This window comes from Salipaludibacillus aurantiacus, from assembly GCF_900111295.1.
GTDB classification, from domain to species: domain Bacteria; phylum Bacillota; class Bacilli; order Bacillales; family Salisediminibacteriaceae; genus Salipaludibacillus; species Salipaludibacillus aurantiacus.
In genome coordinates this window covers 111,776-135,195 of the sequence record NZ_FOGT01000004.1, presented here as the reverse complement: position 1 = coordinate 135,195, position 23,420 = coordinate 111,776, and the positions used below count along the sequence as shown (strand labels likewise).

Below are 23,420 nucleotides of genomic sequence, written 5' to 3'. Positions count from 1 at the left end.
AAGTTGGTTCTAAATTTTTAGCTATTAATAATGTTTACTCCGATTTTTTATTAATACATATATATAAGCAGATTGAGGATAATTCGTGCGGTAAATTTACTCTTTTGTGGTAAGTTATAGTAATTTACTAAAAGGAGCTGTTAAACAAAAAAGCCTTCCTTTTTTCAAAGGAAGGCTCTCTACTTATGAGTTTATTACTGGATCCATTCATCGACGAGGTCGCGGTTATCTTCAACCCACTGCTGGGCGCCTTCTTCCTCATCGTCAAGGTCATTTATCACGGACATCAGTTCACCTAATGTTTCGTCATCCATTTCCCAGTTGTTAAGCCATTCAATAACTTCAGGATGGTCATCCTCGAAGCCTTGACGGGACATATAATAAATATCTTCAGGTTCACCAAACACATTTTTCGGGTCTTCTAAATATTTCAAGTCGTAATCAGAAAAAGTCCAATGAGGATTCCAAAGAGTTACTAAAACAGGCTCTTCAGCTTGATAAGCGCTATCAAGCTCAGCAATCATAGCCGGTTCTGAACTTACTAACAAATTATAGTCAAGTTCATATTCCTCAATAGCTTCTTCAGATAATCCAGTCAAACTGGCACCGGCATCGATTCCCACAATCTCCCCGTCAAAAAGATCTACATGGTCATTCAGTTCTTCAATGCTGTCAATATCCATGTATTCAGGTACTACCAGACCAAGGCCAGTACCGGAGAACCAAGTCTCATCATGCAAGTGGATGTCATCCTCGAAGTCCTCATACAGATGCTGGTCTGTTGTCGGAAGCCAGATTTCCAGAGCGAGATCTAAATCGTCATTAGCAATACCTGTCCAGATTGGCGCTTTTTCTGACATCGTTAAGGTCACATCGAATCCCTGCTCTTCCAGAAGTACTTTCCACATATTCGAGACGGCAATGTTTTCAGCCCAGTTATTAAGGCCAATCTCGATTTCCCCGCCTGTCGTTTCTGCAGCCTCGTTATTTCCAGAGTTGTTATTCCCAGCGTTGTTATTATCTCCATTAACGTTAGTGCCATTATCGTCTCCACAGGCAGCTAATACTAATGCAGAAGACAATAAACCACCCATAAGTAATTTACTTTTATTCATAATAAATCCCCTTCCAAGCTTTTTTCTTACTCTCTTACTATTTCACCTAGGAAATTATACCCTTATTGTTGGCTGCCTTCAAATTCCATGAACCTTCACTATGAGGAATAAGTGATCAAAGATTCACATAGTTCCCGTTTATATCAGCCGTTCTCATCTTTATCCCCCTTTACTTAATAAAGAGCGAGTTATCGGCAAAAAGGAACGTAGCAAGAAAATATTTTTTGGATTTATAAGGTAATTTTAGGATGTTTTACCTATAGGGGTCTACCTAAAGGGGTCAGACCCCCCATTTATTTCCACAGAAAGGCCGGGTTTTTGCCAGCTTCAGGCGGAAGGCATAAAGGCGTGTTTGACTGGGGGGAGAAGACAATGGAGGGAGGGGAGTTTTTTGTCGAATTTTGTTATACGGTAGAGTTTCGCTTTTATAAGGTAGAGTTTACTCTCTATACGGTAGAGTGGCACTTCTATAACGTAGAGTGTCCTTTCTATACGGTAGAGTGGCACTTTTATAACGTAGAGTCCCACTTTTAAAAGGGGAGAATTAGGGGAGAACCGGCCCTCTTCCCCAATTTTAATCCCGTACTATATGCCAAATGTCTAACGACTACTTTATTAGCCTGGCAAACCCGGCCTGCTTCGCTCTTAGCTCAAGTTCTGCATGTCTTTTTGCTTTTCTTGTCATCTCCCTCTTTAACTCCTCTTTTGAAAATTTACGTTTAGAAATGCTCACAGTAAAGTTAAACAAATGAAAGATCATGTTCTTCACCTTCTTTTCTTATTTATAATAAATTTGCTTCTGTCTTGTTCTTTTCTTTTGTTATTTACAGTGTAAGGGATATTTTCTTTCTCCGAAGCGACCCGCAGGTTGAATTCCCCTCCAACCAAAGGCTGAAGTTTTATTCGGTCTTTTGGAAGTTGCTGGGGGGACAGACCCCCCAGCAACTTCCAGCACACACTCCCGCTCACTCCCAATAAAAAAGCGGCTCCCATTTCAGGAGGCCGCCGGTTAAACATTACTTATTTGTTTAAGTTTTCCATACAGAAGTGTTTGAGTTTATCCTGTAATTTATCATCTTCCATTGCAAGAGTAAAAGTCGCCTGAATATAGCCCCACACGTCACCAATGTCAAAACGGTTCCCTTCAAGGAGGCGGGCCTGCATGCCCTGGGTCATACACAGCGTTTTTAATGCGTCAGTAAGCTGAATTTCATCTCCCATTCCCGGCTGGGTATTACTCAGGATACCGAAGATTTCCGGCTGTATAATATACCGGCCGACAATCGCCATATTGGAAGGTGTTTTTTCAGGAGCCGGCTTTTCAACAAGGTTATCCAGTTCATACACCGAACCATCTGCTCCGTCTACCCTGTCTCCGGAAATTATACCGTATTTAGAGACATTTTCAGTCGCTACTTCCTGAACTCCTACAATTGACTTCCCATACTGTTCGTATTGCTCTATCATCTGTTTAAGCGCCGGTTTGACAGGGTTATGAATGACATCATCCCCGAGCAGGACTGCAAATGGTTCGTCTCCTGCAAACCCCCTTGCACAGTGAATCGCATGGCCCAGGCCGAGCTGTTCTTTCTGGCGGATAAAATGAATATCCGCCATTTCAGCAATTTCAAGCACTTCTTTATATTGTGCCCACTTTCCCCTGTCTTTCAAAATATTTTCCAGCTCAACGCTATGATCAAAATGATCCTCAATTGAACGCTTATTTCTCCCGGTGATTATCAGTATATGCTCAATACCTGAAGCAATCGCCTCTTCTACAATATACTGAATCGCAGGTTTGTTTATTAAAGGAAGCATTTCTTTCGGCTGAGATTTTGTAGCCGGCAGGAACCGGGTTCCGAATCCAGCCGCCGGTATTACAGCTTTAGTAATTTTTCCTGTCATGCACATTCCCCTCTCCTTTATAAGGCACGTTTTCTTGTGTTTTAATGCACTTAAGCGCCTGTTCTTATGGTTTTACAGGTAAACTTTAACTTTATGCATTCTGCCATCATCATTCAAAGGAACTTCAAACAGGGTATCACCGGTACTTTTTTGTTCTCCATTAATAATCAGCCTGCGGACCATATTTCCGCAGCTGTTTTTGTTGACTACTTCCACATCGTACTGCGAGGCCCCATAGGCATAAGTGAATGAATACCCCGGCCATTCTTCCGGTATGCAAGGGTCAATCACAAGCTTTTCTCCCCTGCGGCGAATACCGAGAATCCACTCAAGCCCTGCCTGGTACATCCAGCCGGCTGCTCCTGTATACCACGTCCAGCCCGCCTGCCCTTTATGAGGGTCGGCTGTATAAACATCAGCTGCCATGACGTACGGTTCTCCTTTATACTCTCTTACTTCATGGTCTGTGCGGGTATGAGTGATCGGGTTCAGCAACTGAAACATTTCCATAGCAAGGTCTTGTTTGCCGAGCTGGCAATAGGCTACAATGCTCCAGATCACTCCGTGGGTGTACTGGGCGCCATTTTCACGAATACCTGGAGGATATCCTTGAATATAACCCGGGCTGTCCTCTGTCTTGTCAAAAGGAGGAGTGAGCAATCGAAGAACAGATAAGTTTCTGTCCACCAGTTCCCGGTTAAATGAATCCATAGCCTGAAGGGCGCGCTTTTTCGGGGCCGCACCAGAAATTACTGACCACGACTGGGCAATCGCGTCGATTCTGCACTCATCGTTTTCATTTGACCCGAGCCAGTTCCCCTGATCTGTAAATGCCCTGCGGTACCATTGCCCATCCCAGCCATGTTCATTTAAAGCAGAGATCAGTTCTTCCCTCTTTTGGCGGAAGTAACTGCTTTTAGCTGCATCATTACGGACGATCGGCATGTCTTCAAAGCGCTTTAAAATATCGCACAAGAACCATCCCAGCCAGACACTTTCTCCGCGTCCCTCTGCTCCTACGAGATTCATCCCGTCATTCCAGTCACCAACACCTATGAGAGGCATACCATGCTCGCCTGTTCGGCTTAATGCTTTTTCAATGGCACGTAAACAATGGTCGTATACAGTGCCGGTTTCTTCTGAAACGACCGTCGGTTCATAACGTTCATGTTCCCCTTCCTGGAGCGGAGCACTTTTTAAAAATGGCACCACTTCATCTGTAATGGAAAGGTCGCCGGTATGCTCGACATACCTGGAAACAGCGTACGGCAGCCATAATAAGTCATCCGAAAACAATGTCCGGATCCCCATATGTGTCTCTTCATGCCACCAGTGCTGCACATCACCTTCTTCGTACTGATGGGCAGCATGAAGAAGGATCTGTTTTCGTGTTAATCCCGGGTGGATATGAAGAAGCGACAGCGAATCCTGAAGCTGGTCCCGGTAACCGTAGGCACCGCCTGACTGATAGAAGGCTGAACGTCCCCACATCCGGCATGCAAGTGACTGGTAGACAAGCCAGCCGTTCAAAAGAATATCCATCTCGCGTGATGGCGTTTGAACATTAATATGCTCCAATGTATTCTCCCAATAGGCTTCTACATCTTTTAAAGCCTCCTGGCAATTGGAATCCTGGCTGTACTTATGAACTAACCGGTCAATTTTTTCTTGTGAGGCATCGCAGCCCAGCAGAATATAGACAACCTTTTCACTATCCGGCTGAAGCGTTATTTTTGCCTGTAAGGCGCCGCAGCTTTCATTAAAGGTTCCTGTCCGTCCTGAAAGCTGTTCACGCTTCATGGCAGCGGGGTCTTCCAGGCTCCGGTTCCGTCCGATAAATTCATTCCGGTCGGCTGTAAACGATTTGTCCTCTGTCCCTCCTTCTGAAAACATCCCCAGAAAAGCAGTCGCCTCGCGAAAAGTTTCCTGGTAGTTATTACGGGCTGTCAAAACTCCCTTATCCTCATGCCAGTCCGTAACGATAAAAGGTGAATTGCTTTGTCGGTTCACTCCTAAAACCCATTCAGCATAATACGTCAACGAAAGCTTCCTAGGTTCCAGAGAATGATTTCTCAAAGTCACTTTTACAATTTTTACCGGGTCCTCTAATGGCACATATACAGTCATTGTATGCGCAACAGCATTTCTTTCATGCTCAAATTTTGTAAATCCCCTTCCGTGAGTAACCACATAAGGTTCTTCCTGCTCGCCTGGGGAAGCAGTTCCGCCCCAAACATCCCCATTTTCCTCATCTCTTATAAAAAGCTTTTCTCCTGGAGGGTCCAGTACAGGATCATTCGACCACGGGGTGAGCTTACATTCCCGGCTGTTTCGCCACCATGTATATCCTGTGCCCAATTCTGATACAAAACAGCCGAAATCAGGATTTGCGATCACATTAATCCAAGGGGCAGGGAGATGTTTATCTTTCTTCAGGATGATACGGTACGTTTTCCCATCTGGCGAAAAGCCGCCCCAGCCGTTATAAAACAGTAAATTAGAGGTCACATTTTTTCTCGTAGGACGTTGCCGAAGGGCGGTGTGCCATTTATTAATTTTTCCGCCAGCAGTCAGTTTCTTCGGAAGTTTCTTTAAGTCCTGATTTTCGATGATCCGAAGCTGCGAACGGAGCCCTGCTCCCCAGCTGTGCAAGACCACTCTTGCCACAGATAAAAATAATGCTTGATCCTGATCATTTAAATGAGCCCCTGCAATGACATGGACACCCGCCGCCCCTTCCCCGAAGCGGTCAACCCCGTGCTCCACAGTCTGCTGCAAGGCTTCCTGCAGTTCCTGGAAGTACCCTTCTTCCAGTTCGTTTAGAATGACAAGGTCAAATAAAATCCCCAGCCGCCGCAAATATTCATGGCCTGTCAGTATTTTTCCTACAAAAGCCATATCGCTCATTGCCCTGACTCTAACCACGGCCACCGGACGGTCTCCCGATATACCGAACTGCCACAGTTTCGACTGGCCTTGTTCATTAGATAAAATATATCTTTCTCTTTCTCTTTTTAGAGGGGGGCTATAAAGCACTCTTCCCGCTAAAATCTGAAAGTCCATCGCTTCTTTAGGTGTTAACTGCAAGTTTCTCAGTTCAATTTCAGTGCGTGTCCAGGCCATCTGGAATGCCCGTTCCACCATCTTATCTGAGCTAAATCTTTGCAAGACATCCACCGCTTCTTCTTCTGTCTCACCTACAGACGTGACAGCAAATAGCTGGATCTGTTCCCCTGAATGAAGAGTGATCCGTCTTCTCATCACAAAAGCGGGATCGGCCACAGAACCCGTTTTGCCTTGCAGTCTTGACCGGATTCCTTGAGGATCAGCCAGCTCCCGTCCACGCCCGATGAAAGTACCCCTGTCTGTTTCATACTCAACCTGGCCTTCTGTTTTTCCTTCAACAGTAAGCGTGTGGGCGGCCCACAGCGTCTGCTCCCCAGCCTCTCTTGGTCTGCGCCCGGCCACCAGGCAGGCATTTTCAGCATCGTAAGAGGTGCGGATAAATAATTTACTGAAAGCGGGATGGGCTTCATCAGCTATAGAATGAGCTAGAGCAAGCTCAGAAAATGTGGTAACTTCAATAATCTTTGTCTCTTCCGCCGTATTTGTCAGCGTCAGCCGCCTGACTTCTGCTGGCCATTCCGGAGAGACACACACTTCCATACTCGTTTCCATTTCGTCCGTTTCCCTTAAAAACAGCGCACGCCCCAGATTAAACTGGACAGACTGCTTCTCAGCTTCCGTCCGGCCCGGCTGGAAAGATGGCGACCACACCTCATCTTTGGACGTGTCCCTGATATAAATGTAGCTTCCCCAGGAATCTTTCACAGGGTCATGGCGCCACCTTGTCACTGCCCGTCCTTCAAACTGGCTGTAGCCGCTCCCTGTATTCGATATCACAGTCATAAACTTACCGTTTGAAAGCGTGCATACTTCCGGAACCGGCGTATGCGGCGACGAATATTCTCTTACAGCCGGCTCGCTTTGCACGGCCTTTAAATAATGCTCGTGTTTACGGTTAATCGCATGGTGGTCAATAACTTTCGGGCGGTTCGGCACCCGTTCCTGCAGCAGCAGCTCTGCCGCACGCAAAGCTTTATTCCGGTGAAACCTTGTAACCATCACATCTTTATGAAGCAGATTCACAAGGGTCAGCAGGCTCATGCCCTGATGGTGAGCCATATAACTTTGAACCACTTTATAGTCACTGTCTTTCGGAAGGCGCTCCCTCGTGAAGTCAATTGCCTCATAGAAGCCGTATTTACCCCGTGCCTCTACTTTTTCCAAGTCATTTAAGGCGTTAAGCCCTTCTTTTTTCGAAAAAGGAAGAGATAAAACAGTCGCATAAGGGGAGACGACCAGATCCTGTTCCAGTCCCCGTTTAAATCCGAGGCCAGGGACACCGAAAGCACGGTACTGGTAATTCATATCATAGTCATAAGCGTAATAGCCTGATTCTGAAACCCCAAAAGGTACCCCTCTCTGGCGGGCGTAGGCGATCTGCCGGCTGACAACTGCCTCATAAGTCGTTTCCCACAAGGACCCTTTATATGTTTTCATAAACATATTCGGCATCAGATATTCAAACATGGTTCCAGACCAGGAAAGAAGCACCGGCTTATTCTCTGCCTTGGTCATTGTCCTTCCAAGGGAAGTCCAGTGCGAGACCGGCACCTGTCCGAGAGCAATCGCAATATAACTTGCCTGCCGGGCTTCAGAAGCCATTAAGTCGTAGAGTACATCATCAAGTTTATGCCTATCCACGTGATAACCGAGCGAAAATAATTTCGCTTTTGAGTTATAGAGCGGCCGGTAATTCGTTTCATCAATAAGCTTTTCAATTCTTTTGAGCAGCCTTGCACCTCTGCTCTCAAGCGCCCCTTCGTGCTTTTTCAACTTAAATTCCTTCAGTTCTAAAGGAGCCAGCTCCTCAGACAGAGCAAGCTGATGCTGCTCATCCCTTCTGTCTCTTACCTGCGGTTCCTTTGCTGCATCAAAAGAATCCAGCCATTCGGCGAGTCCTTCCTTTAAAACGATCAGGCAGCCTGTCAGATTTCCGGAATCGACCGTTGACACGTATTGAGGGTTTAACGGTTTTAAGGTAATCGTATCGTACCAGTTGTACAAGTGGCCCTCCCACTTTTTCAACCGCTCAACGGTATAAATCGTTTTTTCAATACGGTCAATCATCCCGGCCGTATCAATAAATTCGAAATCTCTTGCAGCCAGAACACTGCAAAGGTACAGGCCTATATTCGTGGGAGACGTCCGATGGGCGATTCCTTTAGGCGGGTGTACCTGAATATTATCGGGCGGAAGCCAGTTATCTCCCTCCGTAACAAAATCCTCGTAGAAATCCCAGATTTCCCTTGAGAGGGCTGTAAGTTCTTCTTTTTCGCTTTGTGAAAAGTGAAACTGCTTCTCCGGCTCAGGTGCATCCATCCACTGAATGATAAGAGGAGCAACCGCCCAGATAATAATAAAAGCAGCTCCAAGCGTCTGAACTAAAACGCTGCCTGTCCAGAACACCGCAAAGAAAAAAAGAGCAGTGAGAGCATAACCGCCGTACAGTCCTGATAATACCGGCGCGCCTCTCTTTTCACTGTTACGGTCGACTTCCGCAGCTGGTGTCCACTCGAGCAATCGCCGTTTCGAAACAAACAGCCTGTAGAGCGTACGGATAATCGCGTCCATCAGGACAACGGTCTGATAAGGCATCGTAATTAAAGTGACTACTGCCTGGGCAGCAGAATAAAACAGCCCTTTAGGATATTTGTAAAGGTGGTGCACCATGACGAGCTGACGGATGACCGGCAAAAATAACGTTGCAAGTACGAGCAGCGTCCAAAAGACAGGACTGCCTGGGAAAACAGTCAGCCCACCTAAAAGAATTAAAAATAACGCTGGTACCATCAGGCTGCGCCTTAAATTATCGATAATCTGCCAGCGGGTAAGAATGGACAAATTGGAAGGAACGAGTTCCCCCCTGCGGTTGCGTGATTTTGGCATCAGCCACAACAGCAGCTGCCAGTCCCCTCTCACCCAGCGGTGCAACCGTTTCTGATGGGCAATAAATTTAGCAGGGTGATCATCCACAAGTTCGATATCCGACATGAGCCCCGCCCGCAGAAAACCGCCTTCCAGCAGGTCATGACTCAAAAGCCGGTTATCAGGAATGCGGTCACACAGCACATGGTGAAAGGCGTCTAAGTCAAAAATCCCTTTTCCTGTAAAAATTCCTTCGCCCAACCCATCCTGGTATGGATCGGATACAGCAAATGAATAAGGATCGATCCCTTGATCAGCCGCCCATAAGGAGGCAAAACGGGAGCGGTTTGCTGCTTCATGGCTCATGCCAATCCGGGGCTGAAGTACGCCATACCCTTCAACGACCCTTGTTTCGGACTGATTCAGCTTCGGCCGGTTAAATGGCAAATGCATCGTCCCGATCATTCGGCGGGCGCTTTCAAACGGAAGTTCTGTATCAGCATCAAGTGTAATGATATACCGGATATCTTTAATCTTGCTTGTATCCCCGATCACCACATCAAACGTTGTATCTGTTTTTCCTTTTAAAAGCTCAACAAATTCAACCAGTTTGCCCCGCTTTCTCTCCCAGCACATCCATATGTTTTCTGACTGGTTCCACACTCTCTTCCTGTGAAAAAGGTGGAAAGAGCTGTCAGGGTAAGTCTTATTAAGCCTTGCAATTTCCTGTTGGGCTGTATTTAACAGAGCCCTGTCCCCATCAGCCTGTTTCTTATGGGAATCCTTAAAATCTCCAAGAAGTGCAAAATGAATATTTGAATCTTTATTCGCTAAATAGTGGAGTTCAAGCCGCTCACTTAATTTTTCAACTTCTTCAGGCTGAGACCAGATCACCGGGATAACGACCATCGTCTTCGCGTCCTCAGGCACACCTTCTGATAAGTCATATCTTAGAAGCGGCATCGGCCTTGTCACTCTTTCTATCATCCAGTGAGCGGCGGTAACAGCCCATTCACTTGCCGGCAATAATATAATGATCCCAAGCAGCACCCACTCCACAGGTGTAAAGACCGCCCCGTTCGCTGCCAAAGACGCAATCACCATTCCAGCAGCTAAAAACAGGACAGTAAAGAGAGAAAAGTACGATTGTGAAGCCCTTCTCTTAACGCCGTTTTCAGGAACCGGCTTTGGTTTGCTGCACATTTTTAAGGCTTTTCTTAATGAAGCAAGCCCTTCTGCTTCCAGCAGATAGTAAGAAACAAAAGCAGTTTTAGGTAAATTTTGAACTTGCTGATTTCCTGAGGAACTTGCCACCTCATCAGCTAATTCAAGAGCCTGGGAGGCAACCAGATTTTCCGGCACGCTCATGCGCCTGGCAAGGAACTCTACTTTTTTCCTTAACGTTTCCCTGCTTGAAAAATCCATCCTGGGATAAACCCCGGAAGCTTCCTTCCTTAACGTCTGCTCTACTATACTCAGTTCCTGAAAATCCGCCTGCCAGTCCCATCTCGTCAGCTGCCGCATACTCGTAATAATGTTCCCTGTCGTTACCTGATATCCCGCCTGCAGCTGATATTCATAAGACATAATGTGATCCAGACTTTCAGGGCCGTTTTCCAGCTTGCAAATCAGCCATTCACCTACTGTAGCTGAGTAATCAGCCCGTTCGCGGAGGTGCTGGACAAGATGGACGATTACCGGTCCTGAAAGAGGCATCTCGTAACCTGCTTTTTCAATTACTTCTTTTAATTTTTCCGGAGTCAGGTCTTCAGTTCTTACATCTGAGAGCATGGCTGCCACTTGCTTACAGATCTCATGCCGCTCTTCAACTGGCTTCATTCCTTTCGCCAAATGCCTGATCAGCGCAACCTGCATGATAATCGGCAGCGCCCACACTTCGGCTATCGTCAGAACAGAGACTTCCTGGTAAGCTTTCAGATAGTCCATAAATGAGTCTTTATTTAAGTCTCCGTCTGTCAGATGAACATAATCTTCACAAATAGAAAGAACCCTCAGTTCCCCTGTATTCTTCAGGTGAGGCAGCATCTTTAAATAAGCTTTTGATAAACTATCTTTTATCATCAAAACCTGTTCTTCAATAAATTCTTTATTGTCCAGCAGCCATTCTTCGGCCGGCTGGGCACATTCCGGCTGGTTGCGGCGCAGCTTGTCAACAAACGAACGCAGTTCCTCAATATGAGCCTCGTTCCGTTTCCAAAAATGCGACGGGGTTTTTCTACTCAAATAAGGATCATGCTGCAATGCCGAGTTATGCGCTTCTACCTTCATCTGTTTCGCAGTTAACGTCATGTTATTGCCCCCAAAAAATCATATCTTCAGAAAAGAAGTCACTCTGAAAAAGGGTTTTCATTTTCGGGGGAAATTATTCATTTTTGAAGGTATATTAAGGAAATTTAATTAGTTTCATTAGAGAAATGGCAATGGAACAGGGAACTGGGGAGATAAAAAAATGTAAAAGCAAGGATAGAGGAGAAGAAGGGAAACCCCGGGAAAGTGACTGCTTGGGAAGGAGGGAGGGGCTTATTCCCTGCGCTAAAAAATTTCACCCGGCTTTATTCAGCCGAGCGAAATTTTCTGCAAAGTTCTTCAGAAAAGAGGTTATCTAAAACGTCATTGTTTATTTCGTAATAATTCCATACCCCTTTTTGTTCTTTTAGAATTAAGTCTGCATCTAAAAGAATTTTTAAATGATACGACAGTTTAGACTGGGGAAGATTCACTCTTTCGGTTAAGTCCCCTACAAAAGACGCTCCCTCACTGCATAAAATTGAAAGGATATGGAGGCGTTTTTCATCCGCCAGCGCTTTAAATTTTTTCTGGTAATTTTGCAGGTCAGCATCTTCTATTTTCATATGCGGCTTTTCACTTGTTAATTTCACAATTATCCGCTCCATAATCAATATGCATTTAACAGGATTGTATTATATAACCACATTTTTCTAAAATCAAGGCATATGACTGCCGCTGCTGGATTAACCGTCTAAGCCTTATTTACCAAGTTCGGACCCGTTTTTTTATAACAGCTTGGAGATGTCCGTTTCATCATCACTTAAACTATGAAAGGAAAGCCGGTTAAAAAGGCTTCATAATCACATAAATTGGACAGGTCTTAAGAAGGCATCACTAACAGCAGGCGGAATATAAAGCAGGACGTCTGAAGGGCTGTTCCGCATCACTTACCCGAGTTTTGTTTCAAGCCGGGACGTTTATACATTTAATTTTTTTGAATTCAGCAGGCGGGAAAGAAGCGTCTTCTTATTTGCTGGCTGCTTTCAATTTAAATCAGCTATTTCATTAGGATAAGCTGTAGCGCCGTTTTGCCCGGTGCCAATGTTACAAAAATGCCTTGCGGAAACCGCAAGGCATGGAGCTATCTATTCTCTTTCGGGATTAACGTAAGCATCCTCCGCATCGCCTTTGTGCTCACTGACATTCTTAACCTGGCTGAGCCGCCCGCGCCGATGCTCCCCATGATTTTCGTTCTCTTTAAACTGCCGGCTGTGCTTCTTCTCTTTTTTACCCATCTGAATTGCCCCTTTCCACTGCTTTTTCCTTTAGTTTACCGGAAATGGGGGTTTCCTATTCTAATTGTGAAAATTCACAAAGGGGTCAGACCCCCCAGAAATTTACAACAAAATGCCTCCAGGTGAACTGGAGGCATGATGAAATATTAAGACAACGTGTTTTTAAGCTTATTCATTACCATGTCAATTTCTTCTTTAGTTGTCGTTCTTCCTGTGCTGAACCTGACAGCACCCATGCCGATATGTTCAGGAACATTCATTTCCTTTAATACCGGAGATAATTCTACGCTCCCGGCGTGGCACGCAGAACCCGTGGAGGCGGCTACTTCCGGCATGGCATCCAATACTTCCTGGCCTGTTCTATTGACGAAATTGACACTCAGCGTATTTGGCAGCCTCTCTTCCGGGTGGCCGTTCAAAACAACTTTTTCCCCAAAAGTGTCTTTAAGTTCTTTCCAAAAATAATCTATCAGTTCTTTCGCGCGGCTGTCAGGGAGAATTTTTTCCGCTGTTTCACATGCTTTACCCAGTCCTGCAGCGAGCAGCGTGTTCTCTGTCCCCGCCCTCAGCCCAAATTCATGGCCGGCTCCGTGAATGAGAGGCTCCAGTTCGATTCCGCTTTTTATGTACAAAGCTCCGATTCCTTTAGGCGCGTATAGTTTATGCCCGGCAATCGTAAGCATATCCACTCCTGACTCCTTTACATCCACTGGCACTTTTCCGACGGACTGAGAGGCATCTGTGTGAAAAGCAATCCCATGCTTTGCTGCGATCTCACCAGTTTCTTTAACTGGCTGCAGTGTTCCAACTTCATTATTAGAGTGCATCAGGCTGATAAGAATCGTTTCATCCGTAATGGCCGCCTCAATATCTCCAGGTGACACTCTGCCGAACTCATCGACCCCTAAATAAGTGACTTCAGCTCCCATTTTTTCAAGAAACCTGCAAGGACTAATAATTGCCGGGTGTTCGATTGTTGACGTAATAATATGATTTCCCCGGTGGCGGTGTTTGAAAAAGTAGCCTTTCAAGGCCAGGTTGTTCGCTTCACTTCCGCCGCTCGTAAAAATCACTTCATTTGCTGAACTCCCGATTAACTCTGCCACTTGAATCCGTGCCTGCTGCAGAATATCTTTTACAGGACTTCCCGCCCAGTGTGCTGCGGAAGGATTGCCGTAATAATCTTTTACAAGCGGCTCCATTGCCTCTGCCACTTCCGGGGCGATTGGCGTACTTGCGTTAAAATCGAGATAAATATGAGTCATTAATCAGTGCCTCCTTTTCGCGAGGATATGTTTAAAGAATGTATCTTTTATTCTACCAAATGAACAGATAAGCGGAAAAATCTGCCGTCCGCAAGTTTCGCTGTATTATCGGTTGGTTACTGTTCTTAAAAGCTTATCGGCGTGCCGGAAAATGAGGTGCATACAGTTCTTTTTGTGAAAAATAAACCCTCTCCAATAGTAAAAACATCCCAGTTTTCACTAAAAAAACGTAATATTGTAAGTATTCAGTCATTGTGCTACGCTTATTATTAGAAAGTGATATACCAATGTTTTTAGACCTTACATACATTTCAAAATGCTTGTAAAGCCGCTCGCTGCCAAATGTGCTGGCTTGCGGTTTTATGAAAGCGCATACCTGAACAACAAAAAAATACAGGAATTAATTTAAGGAGGAACTGAGATGCATGTACCTTTAGTTGTGACAGATTTTCTCGACCGGGCCGTTCAGCTTTACGGGGAAAAAACAGCAGTCATTGATGGAGACAGACGGTTGACTTACAAAGAGATGAACGGGAGGGTACAGCAGCTTTCCCGGGGATTAAAGTCACTTGGCATACAAAAAGACGACAAAGTCGCCTATTTAGCACCCAACACCCTTGAAATGCTTGAGGGTTTTTACGGTGTTTTCCAGACAGGCGGCGTAATGACACCTCTAAACACACGGCTCAAACCGGCAGACTATATTTTCATCTTAAACCACAGCGAATCACAAGTGCTTTTTGTTGATCTCTCGCTCTATGACCAGCTGAAGCAGATCAAGGATCACCTGGAGACGGTTCATACCATTATTGTGCACGGAATGGCTGATGATGCAAATGGCGACTTTTCCTATGAAAAATGGCTCGGCCAGTTCGATGATGGCCCGTTTGACCGTGAACCTCTTGAAGAAACCGACATTGCCAGCCTTCTTTACACGAGCGGAACAACCGGCGATCCGAAAGGGGTTATGCTGAGCCACCGGAGCAATTACCTGCATGCTCTCTCGACGATGCATCACTTGGGAGTCAGTGACAGAGACACCCTCCTTCATGTCCTGCCAATGTTCCATGTGAACGGCTGGGGCTCGCCGTTTTACTACACAGCAAACGGGGCAACTCAGGTCATGCAGCGTGAGATGGATCCGGCGTTAATTTTGGAAAATATACACAAAGAGAAAGTGACTGTGGCACATATGGCGCCTACCGTTTTAAATATGATTATGGAGCAAAACGCACATAACAAAGAACCGTTGAAGCTGGAACAGGACATGCGGGTAGTGATTGCGGGCTCAGCCCCTCCTGTCGCTTTTGTGAAACGGACGGAAGAAGAGCTGGGGTGGAAATTCATACAAGTTTACGGTATGACTGAAATCTCGCCATTAATTACAACCTCCCAAATTCGCTCAGAACACCTGGATAAATCTACGGATGAACAATATACTTTAAAAGCCAAAGTCGGCTATTCCATGATTGGCTCTTCGGTGAGGGTCGTAAATGAACTCGATGAAGACGTGCCCTGGGACGGAAAAACGATAGGAGAAATTATTACCCGGTCTAATAATGTGATGGAAGGCTACTGGAAAAATCCTGATGCGACGAGCACAACGATCAAAAACGGCTACCTCTATACAGGGGATATGGCAAACGTGGATTCGGAAGGGTATATAAATATCGTCGACCGGAAGAAAGACGTCATAATAAGCGGCGGGGAAAATATCTCTTCTCTTGAAGTCGAGAGCTGCCTATACGATCACCCTGCTGTTCTCGAAGTAGCAGTCGTCTCTGTGCCTCATGAAAAATGGGGCGAAGTGCCCCATGCCCATGTTGTTTTACGGGAAAAAGGAGGAGCAACTGAAGAAGAACTTATCGCCTTTGCCCAGGAAAAGATGGCCCGTTTTAAAGCGCCCAAAGGAATTACTTTTCTGGAGGAACTCCCTAAAACAGCGTCAGGTAAAATTCAGAAAGTCCAGCTGCGCCAGCCCTTCTGGCAAGACCGCAGCCGCACAGTTAACTAAAGACGGGACCATTCCCATAATTTACCTCACAAAGGGGTCAGACCCCCCATTAATTTCCAAAAACCAGTCCTTTCACGAAGAAAGGACTGGTTTTTTGGCTGTGAGGGTTAAGGTTGCCAGGCCGCCTGCTGCTACGCCCAGCCAGAAGGTGATCAGCCGGAACAGGAGCGTGAAGGCGATAGCCGCTTCAGGTGCTATGGCCATGCCGGCGAGAACGCCAACCATCACTGCTTCGAATGTGCCGAGACCGCCTGGAGTAAGAGGAAGAAGCGCGGCAGCATAAGGCAAAAATACGACGGCCGTAATCATAATAAAAGAGATATCGAGATTTAATGAGAGGCTAAGCAGATAAGCTTTTAAGGGAAAAAGGAACCAGATGAGAGCTGACATAAGAACCTGTTCAGCATAGTCTTTCTTTGTCCAGACGAAAACTGCTTTCCTCAGTTTTTCCGTCCCCTTTTTTTTCATCACATAACATAAGACCAGAACAGCAGCTGTCATGGTGCCCAGTAAATAAATGAAACCGCCTGTCTCATTCGTTATCAATGCAGCGGCCAGGATCAGAAAAGGAATCAGAGCAGCCAGGCTTATCACTTTCTGTACGGAAATGACGCTGATTACCCGTGTCATAGACAGGCCAAATTCCTTTCTTAACAAATAACCTTTAGCTGCTTCAGAACCGAACTTGGCTGACGGGGTAATCCCTTCGGTAAACGCACTGATCAACAGAATCCTTACTGCCTTGTTTAACGGAACATGTCTGTCATATTTTAAAAGCTTGACCCATTGCCGGCCCATCAATAGAAATGTGGCACATTGAATGAGAATAATAAACATGACAGACGGCCAATTAATATAAGCAGTAACCATCCGCCAGTCATTTAAATCAACAGTAACTAATGCCCATAATAATGCTCCCGCCATTATTATAATAAGCATAAGCCTCTTCATCCTGCCTGCACCTCCCTCTTTTTAGCCTTGAACGCAGCTCCGGAAGACTCGGAGGCATCAAAGAGAACCGTTTCTCCAATCATTGTCGCTCCAGTGTGGGCCGCTTTATCTGAACATTCCTCCCCTTTTGCTGAGAGAAGGCAGGAAGGATACTGCTGTTCGGCAAATTGCCGGGGAGTCCGGTATAGAAGCTTCCCTCTGCCGTTCCGGGCCATCAACTCTGTCAAATCCTCTATAATCTTTGCTTGAGGGATCACTTGAAGAGCAAGATGCACCAAATCATAATAGGAAGGATTAACAAAACGCCCGTCTTCAAACACAATGTCAATGTCTCCTTTTTGCAAAGACCATCCTTTTACAAAACGCTCTGCCGGTTCTATGACTTCCGGATCGTTATCTATCACCGTAACTGCGGCACCGGTTTTTTCGGCAAAAAGACAGGCCGTAAAAGGCGTTCTCCCTCCTCCAATGCACAGAACCCGGTCTCCTTCACATACCTTGGCTAAATCTGCTTCCTTGTCTACTATGGGGGCATAATATAGAGCGCCTAAACGCGCGCATACCGGATAATCACAGCACATTTTTTCGCAAAAACGTGTACATGTCTGGATAATTGTCATTTAAAAGCCCCCTCCCATAGTCATCCATTGAAAAAAGTGAATCAGATAGTTTGCCATTCCGCCAACAACAAAGGCAAGGATGATCGTCGCAGCTGAAATTGACAGAGCCCATTTTATTCTGAATTCTTTAATAAGGACGAAAAACACACTCATGCAAGGAATGTAAAGGAGAGCCACTACCGAGCCGACAAACATCTGGGCTAACGATAAGTCCATACCAAGCAGAGGAAGCACGGCCAATTCACGCCTCACGATCCCAAGAATAAGAGCCACACTTGCTTCCGGGGGAAGGCCCAGAAATGACACAACAAGCGGTTCGAGAATAAAACTCACATGGGTTAACACACCGGTTTCGATCGTAAGTGCAGCAAAAAGAATCCCGAAAACCATTGGTATTTCGGCTTCAATCATAAAATGTTTCGTGCGCAGCATCACTTTTTTCCATAGTGCAGAGGCACTTGGCACAAGCAGGTTAGGCACTTCAATCAACACAGGATCGAGCGTGCCTTTCAGGAATTTATTTAAGACCGACCCGCTGATAAACATCACAAGAAAAGACACGAGAAAGACCGCTAACAGCAGCACGAAAGAATGATCGCCAAGAAGGGCAATAAATGCTCCCGTCTGAGCGATGCAGGGTACAGCCAGACTTACCAGAGCAGAAATAATCAGCCGCTCCTTAAGACTCGAAGCTGCCCTTGTCCCGATAATGGCAGGAACCGCGCACCCGTATCCCATGGAAATCGGAATGATCGAATGGCCATGCAATCCGAACCGCCGCAGCAATCCATCTATGAGAATACCTAAACGCGGTAAATAGCCGCTGTCTTCTAAAAACGATAAAACGATATAAAATAAGAACACATAAGGTAAAATTAAGGCTATCGGCCATTCCACCGCTTTAATAAGCACCCCGAATTCGCCGACCAGGATCGAATAAAGGGCCGTCCCTTCTGTCGTCCAGTTTCCCGCCAGCCTTTCCATGAATGGAATATAGTAATTATTTAAGAGCGGGAGAAAGAAAACGCTGCGGACCGCTTTACCTGCTCCGACGACAAATGCAAGCGCCAGCAGAACAGCCAGGATGGCGATGGGAAGCCCTGTTATCGGCTGGATCGTCCACCTCTCCCACTTATCAATTAACCTTTCCTCATACTCAATATAAGTTTGAACTTCTTCGCCAATTAAGACAGGGGGCATTGCGCCAGTGAGCGGCGCCTGCTTTCCGTGTTCGCGTCCGGAGATCACTTTGTTAATCTCAGCAATCAGCCGGTTAAACCCTTTTCTTTTTACGGCCACAGTCGGAATGACCGGAGCCTGAAGAAGGCTGCTGAGCTTTTTATCATCGATTTGAATTCCTTTTTTCTCCGCAACATCCATCATATTTAACAAAAAAATAACCGGCGTGTCTTTTCGCTTAAGCTCAAGAGCCAGTTGAAGGTTTCTCTCTAAATTTGTTGCATCGAGCACACAGACAATCACATCTGCCCCTTCATTTAACATCGTCATCGCAGCTTCTTCTGCTTTAGACACGGGTTTAAGCGAATAAATGCCCGGCACATCGATTAAGACGGCTTCAGGCTTAGCCTGAACCAGGTCCCCTTTCATGGCAGTGACCGTCGTACCGGAATAATTTGCGGTTATAACCCGTTTTTTTGTCAGTGTGGAAAAAATAACGCTTTTCCCCACATTCGGATTCCCCATAAGAAGCACACGCTTCTTCCCTTCAGTTTGTACAGGGTGTTTATTTTCGTGACAGGACACCGCCATTCACCTCCTCCACTTCAAATTGTGAAGCGATATGATAGTCAATGGCTAATTGCCGCCTGCCTTTTGTTTCCACCACAATCGGCCCCCGCCATGGACTTTTCTGTTTTATACAAAACTCTGTGCCGACTTCAATGCCAAGTCCTTCAAGAAGCGGACAATCCGGCAGTTTCTTCACGCGGCACACCGTGGCGCGAGCCAGTTTACAAAGACCTTCGTTTTTCATAATACTTCCCCTCCCCGTGTCGAAAAACGTTCTCATCTAACCCCATTTTAAATGAGAATGATAATCATTCAAGGTGTTTGTTAAACATTTCACAAAAACTTCCCAAGTAATTTATTCCACCTGTAGTTTTTCTTACCGGCTTAGAGATCCCTTGGATAAATAAAATAAAACAACTCCGCTGCCAGTATGGCCGCGAAGGTTTAATTATTCCCTTATTCTTACTCTCTATTAATTCAGTTGAATGTCCTGGGGCTTCCACCTATTTTTTTAAAAAACTCTGAAACTCCCTCTTCTTAAATAGGTGTCAAAACAAGCAATCACTTATTTTCTTCATATATATAATAGTACTCTACAGGAAAGGAGTGATCTGAGTTGGCAGAAAACAAAAACAAAAGGAACGATGGGAGAGAAATTTTATGTATCGGTATCTCGTCTCCAATTGATATTGTACTTTTTGATATTCCACTTCAAATCGAGATCCCATTGGTAAGGTTATCTTCTTCCGACACATTAAGCGACGATGAATGGAAACAGTTATCAAATGAACTTACAGGGTTGCTCGATGCGCTCGGTAACCAGGGAAGCACCGACGGCTAGAAATAACCTGTTAAAAAATCATCCTGCTAATTGGACGGGCCCCTGCCACGATTTGCAGCAGAGCCCTTTAATATAGATAATGCTTATGGGGTCAGCCCCCCCATTTTTTTACAGTGATTTCCTTAATGATTTTCTCCGCGTGGGCTGTAATATCGCTGAGTTTTTCGTTTAGCTGCTTGCTTAACCCGAGATGAAAGGATATGTCGTGCGGCTCAATACCGATGACATATCCTTTTATCCGGTCCCGCTCGTGGTAAAGGGCATTAAATAAATGTAAATTATGCGGCGAGAGGGTCAAATCCTGTTGTTCATGTAAGTCAGAGAGACAGAAAAGAGACACGTCTCCAGGTTTTTTTCCGGATATAACAGCATCTACGATTAAAACACAGGATGCTCCTTCAATTTTTTTCAGACAATAATCAATGTCTGATTCCCCAATGACATATTGGATAGCATCAAAATCCTGCTGGTGTTCCGCCAGTTTTTCAACCACACACATACCGATTCCGTCATCCCTCATTAAGTGATTGCCAATCCCTAAGATCACTGTTTTTTCCATTAAAACACCTTGATGGTTTTGACTTGTTTACCCTTGCTGAATACATGCGTAGCACAAGACATGCACGGATCAAATGACCTGAGGATTCTTCCGATTTCCGCCGGGTTATCAGGATCGTCAACAGGGGCACCTATTAACGCCTGTTCCGCCACCCCTCTGAAACCTTTATCGTCCCGGGGTGAAAAATCCCATGTTGAAGGGGTAATAATCTGATAGAATGACAGCTTCCTATCCTTAATTCTGAGCCAGTGACCTAGCGCTCCTCTTGTTGTATCAACCAGCCCTCTTCCGGACGCCCTCTCCGGACGCTCATATTTTTTCTGCATATCCACTCCGGGGACGACTTCCTTGAGTAAGGTTTTCATAATGTCTGCAATCTTTTTTGCTTCAAGAGCTCTTGCAATCGTCCGGTCCATAGCTGAGATGCCATTTACATAGGAACCGCTTAATATTAACCTGGCTAAAGGCCCGACTTCCATTGGCATTCCGTTGTACCTCGGGGATTTCACCCAGGAGTAAGCTTTCTGCTTATCCCTGTCCGGTTCAGGGGTTATTTCATCCGGCAAATACGTATTCTGCTTTGATTTAAACCAGGAATAATCTATTTTTTCCGTTATCTTATTTTCATCAAACGGTTCAGGCTGTTCCGATTCCGGAGTAGAGACGAGTGGGTCAACATACAACGTTCCCAATTCTTTATAGTTATTAAAAGATCCATAGGTTAACAGATTCCCGTATCCTCCCCCCATACGGAAATACTCCGGATAATACCTGGCTATATCGTAGACATCCGGGATCATTTTTTCTTCAATAAACGCTGTAATAGTCTGTAAAATTTCATCGAGCTGAACAATTTTTTCAGACGTGGCCTGAGTGGTTATACCGCCGATAAACACCCCGTGGTTATGCGGAGCTTTCCCTCCTAACACAGCGAGCATTTGATGAGCAGACCGGCTGATCGGAAGAGACTCAAAATAATGGCGTGAAAGGCGGTCGTTCACATTCTTAGGGAGCCTGAAATCATTATGGTCTGCTTGAAAAAGAACATTCTCGCCGATGAATACATAATCAGGAGCGGTGTACTGGTAGAAATGACGGATGTGATTCTGCAGAAATTCACAGCAATGAATAATATCTCTTAAATATCTCCCTTGCTCCAAAGGTTCAATAGCCATTGCATCTTCTAATGCTAAAGAAGAAGCCATAGAATGTGCCGCAGAGCAGATTCCGCAGATCCGCTGGGTAAAATACACCGCGTCAAACGGGCTTCTCCCAACAAGCATCTGTTCAAACCCCCGGAATAAATTGCCTGTCGTTTTAGCATCCACTATTTCGTTCCTTTCAACTGTCACTTCTATTTCCATAAAACCGCTGATCCGTGTTAAAGGATTAATGACAATTCGCTTACTCATCCTTCACCACCCTTGTCGTGTCAAAACTGATGAACGGGGCCATTGCATCAGGAAAGCCGAATTGGGAACAGCCGATGCAAGGAGTATCATCACCGATTGGCCAGTTTACATGGCCATTCCACTGCCTTGTAGGGCAGTCCGTACGAGTCACCGGTCCCCTGCAGCCTAATTTAAATAAGCACGTTTTATCCCCAAGTTTCTCCGCAAAAATGCCCCTGTCGAAAAAAGGCCTTCTAGGACAGCGGTCATGAATAAGTGTGCTGTAGAACATGAGCGGCCGGCCTAAGTTATCTGTTTCCGGCTCACCATACAGCAGCAAGTGGGCTAACGTTCCTAAAAACCAGTCGGGGTTAACGGGACACCCCGGCAATTTAATTATCTCCCGGTCAGTAAGAACTTGTTGCAGGCTGACCGATTCTGACGGATTCGGTTTAGCAGCCGAAACCCCGCCATGGGTGGCACACGCCCCAACGGCTAAAATATGTGACGCGCGTTCTCCAAGGGTGGTGGCGGCTTGAAGGCCGGTAAGCGGCTGACCATCCAGGCTGCCGATGACATTGTATAATCCGTTATTTTTTAAAGCGACAGCGCCTTCTACTGCCAAAATAAAATCTTCATCTAAGACAGCCATTAATTTCTCTGAAGCCTGCTCTCCTTCTGCAGCCATTAAACTGTTGCTGTAGCGGAGGTCAACCAGTGAATTCAGCGTATACTCAAACGAAGGATTCTGTCCGTTCAACAACGAAATAATATTGCCCGAACAACCGTTTAACTCCAGGTACACTAAATTTCTTTTGTTAATAAGCCCTTTCTTCAGGTTTTCATCTGCAGCATTTGTCAGCCTTGCTGCAATTGCTTCATTTGTCAGAGAGTCCGGAGGTAATACAGCCTTTTTCATTACGCCAGCCTCCCCACGATTGGCAATGTGGCCAGAATGGCCTCCTGCCCGGCATGGCACGAGGCAAATTCGGCCGTATAGTCTTTTCCCGCAACCAGTCCAAAATGGGTGGCCGCCGCCCACGCACGGTTATTTGTTACGTCATACACCACCCCGCCAACCGCTACATAGGCAGGTCTCCCATTTTTTCCATCATAATTTTCTAGTTCCTGGAGCGTCAGGGTAAGGTCCCCCGGAGGAGGCAAGGTCTGATTCGGTAAAGGGGTAACTGGAGGAACCCCGGGTTGAGCCGCTGTCCCAGGTTGTGCGGGCAAGGCCGGTGCCGGAACCGTTGAAAAATAATAACCGGCCATCATAGCTTGGTTTGCCAGCATCTCACTAAGGAAATGCATACTTGAAACGGTATCCCATAATCGCTGAAGGGTTTGAGAGTTATCAGAAGAGTCATCCATAACCGAAAGTGAATGGATATCCTGCCGGGCCTGAGTGACAAGATGGTTCATTTGGAGCCTGATCAAGGCAATGTTTTGCATAAATACCTCCCCTTAAAAAAGG

Annotated in this window: 17 protein-coding genes; 2 read left to right on the top strand and 15 right to left on the bottom strand. The window is 45.7% G+C overall.

Annotation, left to right across the window (positions count from 1 at the left end; translation table 11 throughout):
- Positions 1–194: 194 nt before the first annotated feature.
- The 7 genes from BMW59_RS06160 to BMW59_RS06130 form a co-directional block, all read right to left on the bottom strand.
- Positions 195–1,115 (bottom strand): glycine betaine ABC transporter substrate-binding protein, encoded by a 921-nt coding sequence (locus BMW59_RS06160; RefSeq protein ID WP_093048876.1) that lies wholly within the window; start codon positions 1,113–1,115, stop codon positions 195–197.
- A gap of 607 nt (positions 1,116–1,722) precedes the next feature.
- The gene (locus BMW59_RS06155) at positions 1,723–1,875 is read right to left on the bottom strand and encodes a YrzI family small protein (protein ID WP_093048873.1); all 153 of its coding nucleotides are present in this window, start codon (positions 1,873–1,875) and stop codon (positions 1,723–1,725) included.
- Positions 1,876–2,135: 260 nt separating this feature from the next.
- The gene (galU, locus tag BMW59_RS06145; protein WP_093048867.1) at positions 2,136–3,020 is read right to left on the bottom strand and encodes a UTP--glucose-1-phosphate uridylyltransferase GalU; all 885 of its coding nucleotides are present in this window, start codon (positions 3,018–3,020) and stop codon (positions 2,136–2,138) included.
- 72 nt (positions 3,021–3,092) lie between these two features.
- Positions 3,093–11,321, bottom strand: a complete 8,229-nt coding sequence (locus BMW59_RS06140) for a glycoside hydrolase family 94 protein (RefSeq protein ID WP_093048864.1) — start codon at positions 11,319–11,321, stop codon at positions 3,093–3,095.
- 263 nt (positions 11,322–11,584) lie between these two features.
- Positions 11,585–11,884, bottom strand: coding sequence for an ArsR/SmtB family transcription factor (locus tag BMW59_RS06135; protein WP_093049412.1), 300 nt, complete (start codon positions 11,882–11,884; stop codon positions 11,585–11,587).
- Between the two features lie 522 nt (positions 11,885–12,406).
- Positions 12,407–12,556: a hypothetical protein gene (locus tag BMW59_RS21570; RefSeq protein ID WP_177174211.1), complete on the bottom strand. Its 150-nt coding sequence runs from the start codon at positions 12,554–12,556 to the stop codon at positions 12,407–12,409.
- 146 nt (positions 12,557–12,702) lie between these two features.
- Positions 12,703–13,821 (bottom strand): cysteine desulfurase family protein, encoded by a 1,119-nt coding sequence (locus BMW59_RS06130; RefSeq protein ID WP_093048861.1) that lies wholly within the window; start codon positions 13,819–13,821, stop codon positions 12,703–12,705.
- A gap of 421 nt (positions 13,822–14,242) precedes the next feature.
- Between BMW59_RS06130 and BMW59_RS06125 the strand changes: the two genes are divergently transcribed.
- A complete protein-coding gene (locus BMW59_RS06125; RefSeq protein ID WP_093048858.1) occupies positions 14,243–15,835 on the top strand; it encodes a long-chain-fatty-acid--CoA ligase in 1,593 nt (530 codons plus the stop codon).
- A 72-nt stretch (positions 15,836–15,907) separates the two neighbouring features.
- Here the strand turns inward: BMW59_RS06125 and BMW59_RS06120 are convergent, their stop codons facing one another.
- From BMW59_RS06120 to BMW59_RS06105, 4 genes are read right to left on the bottom strand one after another with little or no spacing between them, the layout of a single operon-like run.
- Positions 15,908–16,774 (bottom strand): lysylphosphatidylglycerol synthase transmembrane domain-containing protein, encoded by an 867-nt coding sequence (locus BMW59_RS06120; protein ID WP_177174210.1) that lies wholly within the window; start codon positions 16,772–16,774, stop codon positions 15,908–15,910.
- Positions 16,775–16,782: 8 nt separating this feature from the next.
- Positions 16,783–17,406: a class I SAM-dependent methyltransferase gene (locus BMW59_RS06115; RefSeq protein WP_093048852.1), complete on the bottom strand. Its 624-nt coding sequence runs from the start codon at positions 17,404–17,406 to the stop codon at positions 16,783–16,785.
- Positions 17,407–19,170, bottom strand: coding sequence for a ferrous iron transporter B (locus BMW59_RS06110; protein WP_093048849.1), 1,764 nt, complete (start codon positions 19,168–19,170; stop codon positions 17,407–17,409).
- Complete coding sequence (locus tag BMW59_RS06105; RefSeq protein ID WP_177174209.1) at positions 19,151–19,399, bottom strand: FeoA family protein; 249 nt, start codon at positions 19,397–19,399, stop codon at positions 19,151–19,153. Before BMW59_RS06105 ends, BMW59_RS06110 begins: the two co-directional genes overlap by 20 nt.
- A 372-nt stretch (positions 19,400–19,771) precedes the next feature.
- Between BMW59_RS06105 and BMW59_RS06100 the strand changes: the two genes are divergently transcribed.
- Positions 19,772–19,996, top strand: coding sequence for a hypothetical protein (locus BMW59_RS06100; RefSeq protein WP_093048843.1), 225 nt, complete (start codon positions 19,772–19,774; stop codon positions 19,994–19,996).
- Positions 19,997–20,087: 91 nt separating this feature from the next.
- On the opposite strand, the gene BMW59_RS06095 is transcribed toward BMW59_RS06100, so the two are convergent.
- The 4 genes from BMW59_RS06095 to BMW59_RS06080 are packed head-to-tail and all read right to left on the bottom strand — an operon-like array spanning position 20,088 to position 23,398.
- Positions 20,088–20,555, bottom strand: a complete 468-nt coding sequence (locus tag BMW59_RS06095; protein WP_093048840.1) for a hydrogenase maturation protease — start codon at positions 20,553–20,555, stop codon at positions 20,088–20,090.
- The gene (locus BMW59_RS06090; RefSeq protein WP_093048837.1) at positions 20,555–21,967 is read right to left on the bottom strand and encodes a nickel-dependent hydrogenase large subunit; all 1,413 of its coding nucleotides are present in this window, start codon (positions 21,965–21,967) and stop codon (positions 20,555–20,557) included. The genes BMW59_RS06095 and BMW59_RS06090 overlap by 1 nt, the downstream gene beginning before the upstream one ends.
- On the bottom strand, positions 21,960–22,865 hold the full coding sequence (locus BMW59_RS06085) for a hydrogenase small subunit (RefSeq protein ID WP_093048834.1): 906 nt from the start codon (positions 22,863–22,865) through the stop codon (positions 21,960–21,962). Before BMW59_RS06085 ends, BMW59_RS06090 begins: the two co-directional genes overlap by 8 nt.
- Positions 22,865–23,398: a cytochrome b5 domain-containing protein gene (locus tag BMW59_RS06080; RefSeq protein ID WP_093048831.1), complete on the bottom strand. Its 534-nt coding sequence runs from the start codon at positions 23,396–23,398 to the stop codon at positions 22,865–22,867. The genes BMW59_RS06085 and BMW59_RS06080 overlap by 1 nt, the downstream gene beginning before the upstream one ends.
- Positions 23,399–23,420: the final 22 nt, after the last annotated feature.